The 17,220-nt window shown below is 36.5% G+C and carries 13 protein-coding genes; 6 read left to right on the forward strand and 7 right to left on the reverse strand.

Annotation, left to right across the window (positions count from 1 at the left end):
• The 4 genes from ACZ1GR_RS11740 to ACZ1GR_RS11755 all read right to left on the reverse strand — a co-directional run bounded on the left by ACZ1GR_RS11740 (window position 1) and on the right by ACZ1GR_RS11755 (window position 6,200).
• A complete protein-coding gene (locus ACZ1GR_RS11740) occupies window positions 1–714 on the reverse strand; it encodes a TIGR04255 family protein (protein WP_472609158.1) in 714 nt (237 codons plus the stop codon).
• A gap of 63 nt (window positions 715–777) precedes the next feature.
• The gene (metG, locus tag ACZ1GR_RS11745) at window positions 778–2,850 is read right to left on the reverse strand and encodes a methionine--tRNA ligase (RefSeq protein ID WP_472609159.1); all 2,073 of its coding nucleotides are present in this window, start codon (window positions 2,848–2,850) and stop codon (window positions 778–780) included.
• Between the two features lie 140 nt (window positions 2,851–2,990).
• Window positions 2,991–4,703 (reverse strand): DUF1501 domain-containing protein, encoded by a 1,713-nt coding sequence (locus tag ACZ1GR_RS11750; protein ID WP_377768278.1) that lies wholly within the window; start codon window positions 4,701–4,703, stop codon window positions 2,991–2,993.
• Window positions 4,704–4,715: 12 nt separating this feature from the next.
• Entirely contained in the window at window positions 4,716–6,200 is a 1,485-nt protein-coding gene (locus tag ACZ1GR_RS11755) for a DUF1800 domain-containing protein (protein WP_472609160.1), read from the reverse strand.
• A gap of 167 nt (window positions 6,201–6,367) precedes the next feature.
• Here ACZ1GR_RS11755 and ACZ1GR_RS11760 point away from each other — a divergent pair, with 167 nt between their 5' ends.
• The 6 genes from ACZ1GR_RS11760 (at window position 6,368) to ACZ1GR_RS11785 (ending at window position 12,403) form a co-directional block, all read left to right on the forward strand.
• Window positions 6,368–6,727 carry a YraN family protein gene (locus ACZ1GR_RS11760; protein WP_472609161.1) on the forward strand — a complete coding sequence of 120 codons (360 nt, stop codon included), beginning with the start codon at window positions 6,368–6,370 and terminating at the stop codon, window positions 6,725–6,727.
• Between the two features lie 55 nt (window positions 6,728–6,782).
• The gene (locus ACZ1GR_RS11765; protein WP_377768275.1) at window positions 6,783–7,442 is read left to right on the forward strand and encodes an aspartate kinase; all 660 of its coding nucleotides are present in this window, start codon (window positions 6,783–6,785) and stop codon (window positions 7,440–7,442) included.
• Between the two features lie 50 nt (window positions 7,443–7,492).
• The gene (locus ACZ1GR_RS11770) at window positions 7,493–9,469 is read left to right on the forward strand and encodes a DUF3352 domain-containing protein (RefSeq protein WP_472609162.1); all 1,977 of its coding nucleotides are present in this window, start codon (window positions 7,493–7,495) and stop codon (window positions 9,467–9,469) included.
• Between the two features lie 158 nt (window positions 9,470–9,627).
• Entirely contained in the window at window positions 9,628–10,434 is an 807-nt protein-coding gene (locus ACZ1GR_RS11775; RefSeq protein ID WP_472609163.1) for a helix-turn-helix domain-containing protein, read from the forward strand.
• 103 nt (window positions 10,435–10,537) lie between these two features.
• Complete coding sequence (locus ACZ1GR_RS11780; protein ID WP_472609164.1) at window positions 10,538–11,152, forward strand: flavin reductase family protein; 615 nt, start codon at window positions 10,538–10,540, stop codon at window positions 11,150–11,152.
• A gap of 48 nt (window positions 11,153–11,200) precedes the next feature.
• On the forward strand, window positions 11,201–12,403 hold the full coding sequence (locus tag ACZ1GR_RS11785) for a carboxypeptidase-like regulatory domain-containing protein (protein WP_472609165.1): 1,203 nt from the start codon (window positions 11,201–11,203) through the stop codon (window positions 12,401–12,403).
• 130 nt (window positions 12,404–12,533) lie between these two features.
• Here the strand turns inward: ACZ1GR_RS11785 and ACZ1GR_RS11790 are convergent, their stop codons facing one another.
• The 3 genes from ACZ1GR_RS11790 to mfd all read right to left on the reverse strand — a co-directional run bounded on the left by ACZ1GR_RS11790 (window position 12,534) and on the right by mfd (window position 17,166).
• A complete protein-coding gene (locus tag ACZ1GR_RS11790) occupies window positions 12,534–13,217 on the reverse strand; it encodes a hypothetical protein (RefSeq protein ID WP_472609166.1) in 684 nt (227 codons plus the stop codon).
• On the reverse strand, window positions 13,214–13,441 hold the full coding sequence (locus ACZ1GR_RS11795) for a DUF2188 domain-containing protein (protein ID WP_472609167.1): 228 nt from the start codon (window positions 13,439–13,441) through the stop codon (window positions 13,214–13,216). Before ACZ1GR_RS11795 ends, ACZ1GR_RS11790 begins: the two co-directional genes overlap by 4 nt.
• Before the next feature lie 275 nt (window positions 13,442–13,716).
• Complete coding sequence (gene mfd, locus ACZ1GR_RS11800) at window positions 13,717–17,166, reverse strand: transcription-repair coupling factor (protein WP_472609168.1); 3,450 nt, start codon at window positions 17,164–17,166, stop codon at window positions 13,717–13,719.
• Between the last annotated feature and the right edge of the window lie 54 nt (window positions 17,167–17,220).

Below are 17,220 nucleotides of genomic sequence, written 5' to 3' on the forward strand. Positions count from 1 at the left end.
TTAATCCTCCTTTTTAAAGTTCATATATTTTAGTAAAGCTCTAGCAGTAATAGAGTCGAAAAACACTTTGTTTTTGATATTCCTTAAAGGTTCAAAAGTTTTTTTTAAGTCGACACTTTCTTTTTTAGTATTGATTCCGCTTACAGAGATGTCTAATAAAACTCCTCCTTTATCTAATTTGGTTGACACGGCATTGATTAAATATTCAGGTTGATTTGAATATGAAAATTGAATTGAATTTTGAAAATTTTTAATATCTCTATCCATAGTTTGTTTAGGATAAAGTTGAACTAAATGAGTAGGCTGATTTTCCTTATCAGTTTCAATCACGTTAATATACCTAGCCGAATAATTTGTAATTATTAGACTGTCTTTAGTCACTTTGTCAAATAGAAACCAATAGTTTTGGAATTCTACCAATAAATCATCAAATTTCTTATACCCATTTAAAAAATGAAATGAAAAAGAACCTTTTCTAAGCTGAAGGATAGTATTCTTTGATTTTAAATGAAAGCCATTCTTCTTTGTGACTTCAACACCACCTTTTTGGTCAATTTTAAATTCTTGATTTATAGAAGGCTTAACTTCAAAACTATCTTCAATTTCTTTTATTTTCAAAAAATTATCAAAACAGTTTTCGTCAACTATTTCGTTATAAGAAACAGAGAATATTGTCTCTCTAATTGGAGTTGTAGCCAATTCTGGATATCCCATTTGACGAAGTTCTATTCTAAAGTTAGGTTAGTTTTGAAAATTTCTAGACAATATGTGTGCAATTTAACTAATATTTGTGCCATTATCAACCTCTGCCTCATCTGGATTTACAAAAACCAGTTTACCATCTTTATTTTCTGTCATCAATATCATGCCCTGGCTTTCTACACCGCGTAATTTTCTTGGTGCTAGGTTTACCAAAACAGTAACTTGTTTCCCTACAATATCTTCAGGTGTAAAACTTTCTGCAATACCAGAAACAATGGTTCGCGTATCGATACCTGTATCTACTTTTAATACCAATAATTTATTTGCTTTGGGCATTTTTTCTGCCTCTAGAATAGTGCCTACACGCATATCCAATTTGGTGAAATCATCAAAAGTAATTGTGGCTTTTTGTGGAGCTACTTCCTTGTTCATGTGTTCATTTTGCTTTTTAGTGGCCTCTAATTTTTCTAGTTGGGCCTCAATCTCTTTATCCTCTATTTTACGGAACAGCAATTCACTTTTATGAATTATGTGACCAGTAGGGAGTAACGTTTCTTTTGTAGCGACATCATTCCAAGACATCTCGACTCCGCTCGATGTGACTGCGAGTATAGAACTTAATTTGCCTGAGGTGAATGGCAAAAAAGGCTCACTTAAAACAGCTAGGGCAGCAGCTATTTGCAGCGCTACATACATTACAGTTTTAGTACGTTCTTCATCGGTCTTAATTAATTTCCAAGGCTCCTCATCCGCCAGATACTTATTGCCAAGTCGCGCGAGATTCAAGAGTTCTTGGCTAGCCTCCCTAAAACGATAGCGTTCCAACGAATCTGTTAGTGTTTTTGGAAAGGCTTTCACAGATTCCAAGGTTTCAGTGTCAATGGCACTAAAAGCAGAAGGTTGCGGCACTTGCCCATCATAGTATTTATGTGTAAGTACCGTAACACGATTAATAAAGTTTCCAAAAATAGCTACGAGTTCGTTGTTATTTCTCGCTTGAAAATCTTTCCAAGTAAAATCATTGTCTTTGGTCTCGGGGGCATTGGCGGTCAAGGTATAACGAAGTACATCTTGCATATCTGGGAAGTCCGCCAAATATTCATGTAACCAAACCGCCCAATTCTTTGAGGTGGATAGTTTATTGCCTTCTAAGTTCAAGAATTCATTGGCAGGCACGTTTTCCGGCAAAATATAATCACCATGCGCCTTGAGCATGCTAGGGAAAATAATACAGTGAAAAACGATATTATCTTTACCGATAAAATGCAGCATTTTAGTGTTTTCATCCTTCCAATACGGTTCCCAATCTTTGTCCTCTCTTTTTGCCCATTCTTTCGTAGAAGAAATGTAACCAATAGGTGCATCAAACCAAACATATAAGACCTTTCCTTCACCACCCTCGACAGGTACTGGAATGCCCCAGTCTAAATCACGCGTTACGGCTCGGGGTTTTAGTCCATCATCTATCCACGATTTGCATTGCCCATATACATTGGGTTTCCAATCGCTTTTATGGTCTTTTAAAATCCACTTCTTTAAAAAGTCTTCGTATTTATCTAAGGGAAGAAACCAGTGTTTTGTCTTTTTTAAGGTGGGTACAGCACCAGAAATGGTGGATTTTGGATTTATTAAATCCGTGGCATTTAGTGAAGAGCCACAGTTTTCGCATTGGTCGCCATAAGCGGCTTCAAAACTACATTTTGGGCAAGTGCCTGTTACAAAACGATCAGCTAAAAATTGATTGGCTTCCGCATCGTATAATTGTTCGGTTGCTTCTTCAATAAAATCACCTTGATGGTACAGTTTTTCAAAAAACGCCGATGCAGTTTCATGGTGCACCTTCGCGGAAGTACGCGAATAGTTGTTAAAAGAAATACCAAAGTCTTCAAAAGACTTTTTGATAATTCCGTGATACTTATCAATGATATCTTGTGGTGAAACTCCTTCTTTTTTTGCCTTCATCGGAATGGCAAAACCATGTTCGTCACTGCCACAAATGAAAGCAACATCTTTCCCCTGAAGTCTTTGATAGCGTGCATAAATGTCGGCAGGAACATAAACACCGGCTAAATGGCCAATATGTATGGGGCCATTGGTGTAGGGCAAAGCGGCAGTAATGGTATATCTAGAAGGTGACTCTTGAGACATTAAATTAAATTTAGGCCTCAAAAATACTGATTTTACTGGGGTAATCTATACTAAAATTAAAAAGGAAACCCTCGAATCATGTAGCCCTAATTGGGGTGTGGGGATACACTATCGAGGGTTCTGGAAAATGCAAGTATAACTTATACGATCATTACAGATTTACTCATTTTTTCATCACCAACTTGTATTTGATAGATGTACTTTCCTGTAGAAAGGCTACCTCTCATACGTTCCCTTATGTTGATTTCCGCTGAACCTTCGAGCATCATTTCATTAAAGACCGTACCAACGTTTTGCCCAATAATATTATACAATTGAATATCTACATGGGCTGCAAAAGGCATTTCTAAATAAATATGAGGCGCGTTATCTGTTGGGTAATAGGGTTTGTGTACAATTCTGTTTGCCACTTCCGGGTCGGTTGGATCCTCCGCAACTGGGTCATCACTTGGTGGTGTATCCGGTAATGTCGGGGGGTCATCGCTCATGGCAATGTCTTCGAAAGTTTCGCCACTACAGTTAAACCCTAGATTTACGGCGGTATATTGAAAATCTAAATGTCGCTCCACTGCTTCACGAGGCACACAGAGCCATTCCGCGAGAACGGTTCCGTAAAGATTTCTAAAGTCCATCGTGTAGTCAAGGTTACCTCTACCATCACCTTCAACAAGGTCTGGATGGTCGCCTACAAAAGCACTACCATTTAGTCCAGAACCAAAGAAAAGGGTGGGGGCAGCCTTTCCATGGTCGGTTCCGTTAGAACCATTTTCAAAAATTCTTCGTCCAAACTCGGAAAAAGTCATACTTAATACTTTTTCATCTTGTTGGGTAAATGCCAAATCTTCATAAAAATTATTTACCGCAACGGAAAGATTGGTCATTAAACGCTCATGCGCCAAAGGCTGATTACCGTGGGTATCAAAACCACCCATTGAAATCATGTAAACCTTAGTGCCTAAATTTCCTTTTATTAATCTTGCCAATAAAGCTAATTGTCTCGCAAAGCCGTTATCTTGGTATTCGACTTGGTTTTGCCCTGCTTGCGCAGCTGCATAAATCTGTGCCGCATATCTTTCTGTGGTATTTGAAACACCTCTTAAGAATTTCACCTGATCACCATACATACAGCCATCAAAAAGCGCTTCGTCTAAGCTATAATATTCACCATCGTCCGCAATTCTTTCTAGCTGTTCTACATTATTGGTTACGAAGGCATAGTTGGTCTCTTCTCCTTGAAATACAAGGTTGGCTATATTACCAATTTGAATAGCTGCCGGTGCAGCAGGTGGGTTTAGTAAGTAATTGGGGAAGCATTCTTCAAAATGTCTGCCCATCCATCCTGTGTTTAGTCCAGAGAAACCTGTAGATGTTAAATCAGTATTTGCGAAAATATCTGATCCTGTAAAATGAGATTGGCTTTGGCCTTGGTAACCAACGCCGTGAACGGCTTTAAATTGACCATCGCCCCAAAGTGACTCTAGAGAGTTCATATAGCTAGGAACGCCAAAATCATCCGTTAGTTTTAAGACCTTACTTTCTGGGATATAAATATTTGGTCTTGCGTTAGCATAAGTATCGTATTGCTGAATAGGAATAACGGTACTAAGCCCATCATTACCGCCAGAAAGACGTATTAAGATTAGAATATTATCTGTTTCAGCATCGCCCATCGCCATTGTTAGCGGTGAAGGAGCAGAGGCTGTAAGCATGTTACTGCCGAGGAACATAGAGCCAGATCCGGCAATTCCTAAGGCTTGTAAAAATGAACGGCGACTCCAATTTTTGTGTTCGGTGTCGTGGCCTTCATGTTCAAGACCTTTATATGGGGTGTTATCGTGGTGTGTATCGCACATAACTGTAGGTGTTTATTTAAGTTGAAATTCAGGTTCTTTAACAAGGTGTAATAACAATAGATAGACTTGCGAATCGGCGTCGTCTAACATCATATTCCACGTTCCGGTCTCGTAGACATTGTTGTCTTCGTAGGGTTCCCTGAATGCTGCAATCGCAACAGCGTAATCAGCTTCTGTTAAAAGCCCTTTTGGTAAGAACTTGTCAATTATCGCTCTGGCGACAACGTCCGGGTCGGATTCTGTAGCTCCGGTTGGTCCCGTAGCTTGAATACCCAATGTTCTGAATTGCTCTGTATCTGCTTGGTAAAAAAGCTGTACGAAAGTTTCCATACTCAACCACCTACCAATCATATAGTTGGTATTGATCCACTGCCTATCGCGTTGCCAGCCAGCTACGTCAACAGGATCAAAAAGTTCTTGACCTATCATTCTAGATGCATCTATTGCATTTATGACAAGGCCATCATTATAGGTGAAATTTGTTTCCTTGATAAAATTGAGATACAGATCGAAAGGACTCTTAATGATTACACCTATAGCGGTTTCATCAAAAAAGTGTTCACTTTTAAACAATTGGGTCAATACTGGTGCCAACTCAAAATTATTGGCTATGAATGTCGCAGCAAGACCTGATATTATTTGAGGGGCATTACTGCTTACATCAGACGAATCTGGATGAACAAAGAATTCATACAACTTCATACAGATGAAGTTGGCTATTAAGTCCTCTTTTTGGGCGAATAAGATATCTATAACATCATCATAGCCCCAGTTTCCAGTTTGACCAAAAATGGTTTTGTTTTCCGTATTAAACTCCTCTGGGTCAAAGGTAATCTGTGTGCACCCAATTTCCCCTCTTTCTGTGTATCCTGTAAGGGCTTTTGAAGTTTCTACGATATCGTCTTCGGTATAACCATTGCCTTCACCTAAAGTAAATAGTTCGTAAAGCTCACGAGCGTAGTTTTCATTAGGTCTATTTCTTCTATTGAAAGCACCGTCTAAATAGCGCAGCATGGCACTTGTTAGACCGATTTCACTAACAAAAGTTCTGAAATTACCAATGGCATTTCGTTGTAAACAGTTTACGTAGTAGTATAAGAAGGAATTACAATCATAGATATCGTATTCTGTAACAAAATGATTGCTCCAGAAGAAACTCAATCTGTCCCTTAAATTATTATTAAGTAAGGCGTTACCGTAGGTAGTGGTAAATTCCTCTTTTTGAGCTCTGCGAAGCTGTCTTCTTAAATCATCGTCTTCAGGATAATTCGCATTTGTCCAATCCGCCCATTCTGGCGCAGGTATTGGCGCAACATTAATAGCTTCATTTATAAGTGTGTCTACCAAAGCGTCTGCCGATTGTCCTATAGCAGCGTTTACGGTTTGTACAGACGCACTAAATCCTAGTCTACGATACAAATGTTCAACCCTTGTTCTATCTAAAGGGGTGTTATATTGCGCTAAACTAGAAGTATTACAATTAATGAAATATTCCATAGCAAAATTTGGCGTTAAATAGGTTCATAGTTTATGGGGTTACTATGTGCTTAACGGTAGGTTGTGGTTCGATTGAGCACTAAATTTACAACGATAACGCAGATTTGGCGATTAACTGCCAAATTTTTCGATGAAATGCACTTAAATTTTCATATTTTTCAATAGAGATGGGGAAACATAACGAATTTGGAAAGCTTGGAGAGCAAAAGGCAGTCGATTTTCTTACCAAAAATGGTTATAAAATTAAGTATAGAAACTACAGATACTTAAAAGCTGAGGTCGATATTATCGCCCAAAAAGAAGGTATTTTGGCCATTATTGAGGTAAAATCCCGCAGTTCGGATTTTTTAGAAAATATTGCGGAAACAGTCAATCAGAAAAAGATAAAATTATTGGTTTCCGCCGCCGATTTTTATGTTAATGAAAACAACCTTGATGTTGATGTACGTTTTGATATTATAACCATTCTTAAAAAAGGAAAGCGATTTGAGTTGGAACACTTGGAGGATGCATTCTATTATTTTTAACCATTTGTTTTATTTGTAACAATATGTTATTTTTGTTCCTAAATCAGTTTTAGAAATGAAAACGATATCAGCTGTAGTCGAAAATTACATCAAGAAAAAGCCTTTCTTGCAAAGTGCTTTAGGCCAAGGTATTATTAACCTTACTTCTTTATCTCGCATTGTTAAACCGGAAATCGAAGCTGAGCTGGGCAAAGATGTCCGTAATGGTGCCATCGTGATGGCCTTAAAACGGCTTTCTGATGATTTAGAGTTTCGTGCAACGCACAAAATCGTAAAAGTGCTAAAGAATATTGGTGAGATAACGGTAAGGTCGAACCTTAGTGATTATACTTTTCTTTCTTCAGAAACCATTTTGGCGAAACAGGCGAAACTGCTTGAGGAAGTTCATAAAAACCAGGATATTTTTTATACCTCTTCTCGTGGGGTCAACGAAATCAATATTGTAATCAGCAATAGTTTAGACAAAACTGTAGATACTTTGTTTCAACATGAGCGTTTGACCCAAAAAGCGGATAACCTTTCTTCGGTTACGGTAAAACTGCCGTCCGAAAACGTTTCCGTACCGGGTATTTACTACTTTATTTTTCAGCGCTTGGCTTGGGAAGGTATTGTACTCTATGAAGTAATTTCAACGACTAACGAGTTTACCATTTTAGTGAACGATGAGCAAGTAGATGTTGCCTTTAAAACGATAAAAGATTTGAAGACTTTGTAATAAACTAAAGCACTGTCTTTTACGTTTTGATTTTGTACTTGTACTGAATCATGATTAAAAAAAGAATCCTTTTTGGTTTTTTAGGTGTATTCGCACTCTACGTAGTATATCTACTTTACATATTTGTACTCTCGCCCAAAACCAATTTACAGTCTGTTTACCTTATTCCCAAGGATGCCGTTTTTGTGATTGAGTCTGAAAAGCCTGTAGAAAGCTGGAAAAAAATTAGTGAAAGTGATGCTTGGCACCATCTTCAAAAAAATGGGTATTTCGCAGAGCTTACAGAAAATATTCAGAAAGTAGATACTATTTTTAATAACAAGCGCAGGCTTTTTGAATTTTTTGATGGCCGTTCTTTGTTTATTTCTATCCATATGGTTTCCAAAAAGGATTATGGAATTTTTTATGTACTAGATCTAAAAAGAATTGCAAAACTTAAACTCCTAAAAACATATCTAAATACACTTTTAAACGAAGGTTATGTGCTCAGTAAACGCAATTATCATGACCATGAGATTCTAGAGATTTACGACCGAAAAACTAAAGAAACTATGCATATGGCTTTTATAAAAAATCAGCTTATTGCATCTTACACCCATACTTTAGTTGAAGCTTCTATTGATCAATACCAAGAACCTGTGTTAGGTCGAGATTTAAGTTTTATTGAGGTAAACCAAAAAGTAGGTTACGAAGATTTGTTTCGTTTGTATTTGCAGTATAATTATGTAGATGACTATTATAGAAGGTTTTCCAATGAGCAAAGCGATTGGATGAACCGCGTAAGCGAGAATTTTAAATTCTCAGGTTTTAGTTTTGATTTGGATAAAAACAGTACGATTACTGCAAACGGATTTACAAATATCAGTTTCACCAATGAAAACTATTTAGAAGCACTTCAGAAATCCGGCACTGCTAAAAGAACGATTGCCCAAATAGCGCCTAAACGCACTGCTTTATATATAAGTTATGGTTTTGACAGTTTTTCTGAATTCTATAAAAACTTTGAGTTAGTACAAGAAGCAAGTAGTTCTGAGGAGTATGAAAGCTATAAAACAGGAATTCAAAAAGTAGAAAAGTTTTTAAAGATTGATGTTAAAGAAAACTTTGTGGATTGGATTGGGGACGAGATTGCCCTACTTCAAATACAATCAGATATTTCAAAGGGCAAGAACGATTTAGCATTGGTATTAAAAGCTACGGACAGTGCTGCAGCAAAAACAAACCTAGACTTTGTACTCAATCAGATTAAAAAGAAAACACCGGTAAAGTTTAAGGCCATACCTTTTAAAAATCATCAAATCAATTTTCTATCCATAAAAGGATTCTTTAAAATCTTGTTGGGTAATCGATTTAAAGAATTTGACAAACCTTATTTTACGCAGATAGAAGATTATGTAGTTTTTAGTAATAATCCCAACACGCTAAAGACCATAATTACCAATTACGCAGAAAGGGAAACCTTGGCTTCTTCCGATAATTTTTTAACCTTCAACAAAAAATTCGAGGCTGAATCTAGTCTATTCGTATATAGTAACATTCCTGTTTTATATGATAACATGTATGCCATCGCGGATAGAAGTACGAAAACGCAATTACGAAAAAATAAAGATTTCATTATTTGCTTTCCGCAAGTTGGGTTTCAACTAACCCCAGAAGATAATTTGTTTGAAAGTACCTTGATTGTCAACTATCAAGATGTGGAGAAAGTAAAAGTAAATTCTCAGTTTGAAGAAGTGCCAAAAAACACAAAACAAACTTCAAAGATTAATGAAATCACAGATGCTGTTTTTAACCTATCGCCAATTTATCCAACCGATTTAAATGCGAAATCTTTTGCAAAGAAATACAGTAACGGTTCTATCCGTTTTGAGGTTGATTTAAAGGATGGTCTCAAAAATGGAAGGTACCAAGAATACTACGCCAACGGTGAAAAGAAAATCACGGGCCGTTTTCGCAAAGACGAACAAGTTGGCACTTGGCGTTATTATGACCTAGAAGGAGAATTACTTCATAAAAAGCGATTTTAAACTGTAGTTCTAAGCGCAGTCGAAGTCAAATAAAAAACCTCGACTAATCCAGTGTTTCTAGTAAATGCCGTATAAATGTCGGGTCAAATCCAAGTAAATTCCTTTGGCATGTTTTATCTTGAACTTAACATTGCTTCAAGTTTTAAATTTCAAATGTCATGGAACAACCGCAACTAGGATTAAAAATTTCTGAATTACGAAAACAAAAGGGGCTCACTCAGGAAGAGTTAGTGGAGCAATGCAACATCAACGTAAGAACACTGCAGCGCATTGAAAGTGGAGAAGTATCTCCAAGAAGTTATACCATAAAGACTATTCTGTCTGCATTGGATTACGATTATGAAACGCTACTAGAGATAGACCGCTCTCAAGACTCAAAACTAAGTGCAATACCACCAAAAGAAGCACAATCAATCCATACCTTGTTAATAGTTGCTTTAGTTTCCGGTATTTTACTGATAATAACTGCGGTATTTGAGGGTATCGCTGATTACGTTCGTTTTGATGATGATGAACTCATTTATGGTAGATGGGGGCATTTTGCAATAAAAGTGCTAGTGCTTGTTTTTAATGTCACCTTTATTTACGGTTTTCTTATTTCTGGAAAGCTTTTGAAAAATTATTTAATGAAAATTGCATCGGTCTTAATCATCATCGCGCTATTAGGCTTTTACACCTATGATATCATTTCTATATTTTATAATTCATTCAATTTTGAAGTAGTAGTCTTGGCTGAAGCTATTGGCTTTGGAGCCTTGGGAATATTATTCGGGATATCAATGTTAAAATCGGGCAAGCAATTACGAACAATTGCCTTTGCAGCTGGTGGATTAGAATTGCTTATGTCTTTTTGTTTGTTAACTGTTTTTCTTTCTCCAGTTGCTCTGTTTTTGTTCTTCCCCGCGGTAATTCTAGAGGTTGTTTTGCTTTACAAGATGATAACTCTTGTAAAAGAGCAAGTGTAATGATTTAGTGAATCTGATTTGCCACACAATTCGTCTATCTAATTGGAATAGAGGGTCTAGATAAGAATTGTTAATTCTCAATACCTTTGTACAAATTGCTATTATGGATAAGACTTTTTCCTTTGAAGATATCATGGACTTGCCCAGTCGTTTTCGAGCAAACTTAATCAATAAGGTTTCTGGTTTTAAACCGGCTAATCTTATTGGTACAAAATCGAAGAGTGGTCAAACAAACTTGGCAGTTTTTAATAGTGTCATGCATATAGGGGCGAATCCCCCGTATTTAGGATTTATTCTAAGACCGACCACCGTGGAACGCCATACCTATGAGAACATAAGAGAAATTGGTTTTTATACCATCAATCAAATTACGACTGCAATTCACGAAAAGGCCCACCAAACTTCTGCGAAATATGACCGTGCTATTTCGGAGTTTAATGCTGTTGGCTTAACGGAGTTTTATCATGGAGATTTCCATGCGCCTTTTGTAGCAGAAAGCCATATTAAAATCGGACTTTCTTTTCAAGAAGAACAGCTCATTAAGTGTAATGATACCAGATTGGTGATTGGTAAAATTGAACACTTGATTTTACCAGAAACTGCTATTTTAGACGATGGCGATGTAGCCTTAGAAGAATTGGATGCCGCTACTGTGGCGGGATTATACAATTACTACAAGCCAGAACATTTGGGGAAGTATGGGTATGTGAAGCCTTGATTTATCCTTTTCTTTGTAACAACACAAAACCTATTTCGTCTCAATTTTATGATAAAAATTATTAGGGTTTCCTTTTGCCTTCTTTTTCTTTTGATATCGGTATTTGCTATTGGTCAAGAAATAATAACTGTAAAGGGACAATTATTAGATGATGATACTTCAGAACCTATTCCTTTTGCTTCCATATATCTTAAGAATACTGCTTTAGGAACAACCTCCAATACAGAAGGTTATTTTGTATTTCACATTCCGGTTAAAAACAAATCGGAGATGGTAGTAATTTCGGCTATGGGATACAGTAGCGTTGAAAAGCGGCCCAGTTCCTTTTTAAATAATGAACAGATTAGATTAATCCCTCAGATTAACCAGCTTAACGAAGTGCAACTAAGTGCTTCTAAAGACAAAGTACTCTCAGCAAAAGATATCGTAAAGCGTGCTTATAAGAACATTGAAGCAAACTACCCAACAGAACCTTATATTTTGGAGGGTTTTGTTCGGGATTTACAAAAAGAAGAAGATGATTATGTAGAGTATTTAGAGTGCGCAGCCAAATTTAAATACCAAGGTTCTCAAGTTAAACGTAGGCCACAAATTGAATTGCTGGGCGTGAGAAGTAATAGTATTGCTGAAAAACATCCATGGAACAAAAATCAAGAACGGAAGAACTCCCTTGTAGATTTGGTTGAAGACGATTTTATACGGTTTGATTACGGGCCAATATTAGGTAAAAAAGGCTGGAAATATGAGATAGAGCGAGTTTTGAGCTATGACAATAGGTTGGTGTATAAAATAAGCGGAGTTGATGCTCCTTTTCAAACAGCAACCTTATTTATTGATGCTAAAAGCTTTGCTTTTGTGCGAATGGAATTAACCAGGCAGGCCATAAAAAACAGGTCTTGGCGCAGACGATTTACCAACGGAGCTTTACAGGTTTTTTACAACGTAGTTTTTGAGTACCAAGAATACCAAGGCAAAATGTACTTAAAATACCAAAAGGAAGAAGACCATTGGCGAATCTTTAAAGGATTAGAATCTGGAAAAGTACTCTTTACCAAGTACCCTAAAAAAGAACTTTTTATAAATAATATTATTACCGAAAATGTAGCTATCTATCCTTTTAAAAAAAATCTAGATATTGGTGCCAGTATAGAAAATCAAGCTGGAGATTATGACGCTAATTTCTGGTCTACCTATAACATTCCGCAACGGACAGCTAAGCAGAGTCAGATATTAAATGAACTAAAAAAGTAATAGGAATTAATATTAGAACAAATTCTTTAGTAGATATAGATATGATAAAATAATCTTATTGTGTTTTGTATATAAAAAAACGGGCTAAGTAATAGCCCGTTTTCTTATTTTCTTTACCCTTTAATATAAATTATGCGGCTGTCCACATTTTCTTAATCTCATCACATATTACTTCCAAATCCTTTATTTTATTTTGGACGTTTAATGGAGCAGACACTATTGAACTTTTAAAAATATCTATTGAGAAACACAGTTCAGGCATAACTTTTTGTGAGCTATTAGAAACGACTAATTTCAAATACTCATGAACAGCACTAGCTACATAGCTTTGCTGTTTGCCATCAAAAAGATTATGTTTAGAAATGTGAATTTTTATACCACCTAAAACTTCTTCACCATCAATCTTTGCCTTAAAAATTAAATCAGGAGAAACTATAACTTCAACATCATTTAGTAAAACTGATTTTTCCTTCGGCTTTTTAAGAATTTCAACTTCATTATTTACGAAAATCTTAGGTAATTGCATTGAAATAAATCTTTGCATTGCTTCTAACGAAACACTCCTATCATTAAGTTTTCTTTTGTTTATTAGCTTTCTAGATTTCAACTCCTCAATCCCGCTTAAAACAGGTTCTAAATCACCTTGTTTCTCAATAGCTTTTTTTATCCTAGCCTTTGCTAGTTGATACCAAAAAACTTTTAATGGATTAGGTGTTTTTTGTTGTTTAATGATACTACGCTTCTTAGCTTCGCTTCCTTTCGAGAAATCAGCAAGCTGATTTATCGAAATATTATAAATACCTTCTCTTCTCATCCTTTTGGCGGGTATTTATCGTTACCGTAGGAATTTTTTTCTCTAATTTTCCCATCACTACCATGAATTAATAACTCAGATTTGTTATTAATTGCTACTCTTCTGGCAATATTTATTGCCTCTTTTTGCGTTTCAAAATTCCGATACGCTTTCTTACTTTTCTCAGTCTTCACGGACCATTTTTCTCCGTTTTTCGACTTTGTTACATGTATGTTTTTTCCCATGTCCTTGTTTTTTAAAAAATTAATAAAAATTGTTAAAAAATTTGGAGAGCTCTAAGGAAAAACTAAATTTGCACTGTCTAAATACGCAATTTAGCTAACCTTAAAAAACCAAACTTTTTTCGAGTAAAGAAAATCGTTTTTGTAAAGCAAAAATTGTACCAAGGTTACTTGTAATCTTAAGAATAAAAAAACTGCCTTATAGGCAGTTTTTTCGTTACATTATGTCAGTGACATAAAATATATTCAACACTTATTTTAACTAGAAAAATTCTGAACTATTTCAATGGAGCGAGTACTTTCAAGGCTTTCTCAATACCTGTAATTCCGTCAAAAGTCAATAGTAAACGTAGCCCATTACGGGTTTGTTTTTCTTTTAACTGGCATTGTTGTGGGTGGCTTTGTACATATTGTAACACCTTGGTAAAGGCAGCCGTTTGGTAAAAAGGCGATTGCTGGTCAGATAAAAAGTAACCAATAAATTTATTCTTCTTTAAAATCACCTTTTCTAATCCAATACTATTGGCTGCCCATTTGATACGAACAGAGTTAAATAAATCCACCGCTTGTGTTGGCAGTTCACCAAAACGGTCTACAAGTTCAGCTTCAAATTTTTGAAGCCCTTCTTCATTTTCAATGGCGTTCAGCTGCGTATATAGATTAAGACGCTCAGTGATATTATTGATGTAATCATCTGGGAAGAGTAATTCAAAATCGGTATCGAGTTGCGTTTCTTTTACAAAAACTTTTGGCTTATCACCTTCTACTTCTTCGTAGAGTTCCTTAAACTCATTTTCTTTAAGTTCTTCGATGGCTTCAGCCAAGATTTTCTGGTAGGTTTCAAATCCAATTTCGTTGATAAATCCGCTTTGCTCACCACCTAATAAATCGCCAGCACCACGAATTTCCAAATCCTTCATAGCAATATTAAATCCACTGCCCAGCTCGGTAAACTGTTCTAAGGCCTCTATACGTTTGCGCGCATCGGTGGTCATTACCTCGTATGGGGGCGTAATAAAATAACAGAAGGCCTTTTTATTACTTCGACCTACACGACCACGCATTTGGTGCAGATCACTCAAGCCAAAATTATTGGCATTGTGTATAAAAATGGTGTTGGCATTGGTGACATCTAATCCGCTTTCAACTATAGTTGTGGAAACTAGAACATCAAACTCCCCGTTCATAAAAGAGAGCATTAGGTTTTCCAATTTTTTACCTTCCATTTGACCATGACCAATACCTACTTTAGCATCTGGCACGAGACGTTGGATCATACCTGCTACCTCTTTAATATTCTCTATGCGATTATGGATAAAAAACACCTGTCCGCCACGTTGAATCTCGTAAGAAACCGCATCACGAATGATTTCTTCATTAAATCGAATCACACGGCTCTCGATAGGGTAGCGGTTGGGTGGAGGGGTCGTAATTACGGATAAATCCCTCGCAGCCATTAAACTAAACTGTAGGGTTCTGGGAATGGGCGTTGCGGTTAAGGTCAATACATCAACATTTTCTTTAATGGATTTTAGCTTGTCTTTTACAGCGACCCCGAACTTCTGCTCTTCATCCACGATGAGCAATCCTAAATCTTTGAATTTTACGTTTTTATTGACCAGTTGATGCGTGCCAATAATGATATCCACTTTTCCTTCGGCAAGACGCTCTAAAGTTTCCCGTTTTTCTTTAGCCGTTCTAAACCGGTTGAGGTAATCAACTTCGACAGGCATTTCTTTTAATCGTTCTTTAAAAGTACGGGCATGCTGAAAAGCCAATATGGTTGTCGGAACAAGAATAGCTACCTGCTTACCATTATCAACGGCTTTAAAAGCAGCGCGAATAGCCACTTCAGTTTTTCCAAATCCAACATCACCACAGATAAGTCGGTCCATGGGGCGTTCGCTCTCCATATCCTTTTTTACATCAGCTGTGGATTTTTCCTGGTCTGGAGTGTCCTCATAAATAAAGGAAGCTTCCAATTCATGTTGCAAGTAACTATCAGGGGCATATTGAAAGCCTTTTTCTAGTCTTCGTTTAGCGTAAATTTTAATAAGGTCAAAAGCAATTTTTTTGACACGACTTTTGGTCTTTTCCTTTACTTTTTTCCAAGCTCCAGAGCCTAGTTTGTAGATTTTTGGGGGCGCTCCATCTTTACCATTAAACTTAGAAATTTTGTGTAGAGAATGGATACTAACGTATAGAATATCCCGCTCGCCATACATCAATTTAATGGCCTCCTGCTTTTTACCTTCTACATCTATTTTTTGTAAACCACCAAACTTGCCAATACCATGGTCTATGTGAGTTACATAGTCCCCAATTTCTAGTTTGTTAAGTTCTTTAAGTGTAATGGCCTGCTTTTTGGCATACCCATTCTTCAAGTGGAATTTATGGTAACGCTCAAAAATTTGATGATCTGTATAACAAACGATTTTTAAATCGTTGTCTACAAACCCTTGATATAATGGAAATACAATGGTTTTATAATGTACCTCTCTCGACTCAGCTCGAGATGACAATTCATTTTCAGAATCGAAAATATCATGGAAACGCTTGGCTTGCTGATCAGTAGCACAGAAAATATAATTGGTATAACCCGAGTCGTGATTATCGTTTAGGTTTTTAATAAGTAAATCAAACTTTTTATTGAAAGAGGGTTGTGGTTTGGTGTTAAAGACAATACTACTTGTCACACTGAGCTTGTCGAAGTGTAATCCTTTGTTGTTCATCGATGCTTCGACAGGCTCAGCATGACTTGTGCCACTATTTAACTCAACCAAGCTAAACTCATTTAACTGCTCTTTAAAAACATTGGAGTTTAAAAATAATTCCTCAGGTTCAGCATGCCTGATCTCCTCACTTAGTTTTGTAAAACTATCTGTAGCTTTTTCAAAATTGGAATCAATTCGGTCGTAAACTAAATCCAGATTTTTAGAAAAAATAACCGTTTTCGGAGAAATGTATTTTAGAAAACTTTCGCGGCTTTCGTGTACCAGTTTGTTGGCAACATTGGGTATGATACTTATCCGTTTTACTTTTTCTGTGGATAGTTGGGTTTCTACATCAAAGGTTCGAATACTTTCTACTTCATCACCAAAAAACTCGATGCGGTAGGGTTCATCATGTGAAAAAGAAAACACATCTACAATACCGCCGCGCACCGAAAATTCGCCTGGCTCGGTAACAAAATCTACCCGTTTAAATTGATATTCGAAAAGTACTTCATTCAAAAACTCAAGTGATAGCGTATCCTCGAGTTTTATTTTAAGGGTGTTTTTGTCAAGCTCTTTTCGTGTGACCACTTTTTCAAAAAGCGCATCAGGGTAGGTGACAATTACAGCTGGTTTTTTTCTGGAATTGATACGATTTAAAACTTCAGCGCGCAGTAAAACGTTTGCATTATCAGTTTCTTCTATTTGATAAGGTCTGCGATAACTGCCAGGATAAAACAACACGTCAGTATCGCCAATAAGCTGCTCTAAATCATTAAGATAGTACGCAGCCTCTTCTTTATCATTCAGCAAAATTAAAAACGGATTTTCGCTAGCTTTGAATGCGTCAGAAATTACGAAGGAAAGCGAAGAACCAGTTAGACCTTTTAAAGAAATTTTTTGGTTTGAAGACTTCTCGACTCCACTCGAAGGGACAGTTTTGGATATGACTTCCCGCAGTTTCCGTAGTTGAGGAGACTGTTCAAAAAGAGCTAAAATTGAAGATTTGGTCAATCTTTAAACTTTGCTGCAAATATAAGGTCAGTATAGCGAGGGCACAATGTCTTT

The sequence above is a fragment of the Croceitalea sp. W27 genome (assembly GCF_055693185.1).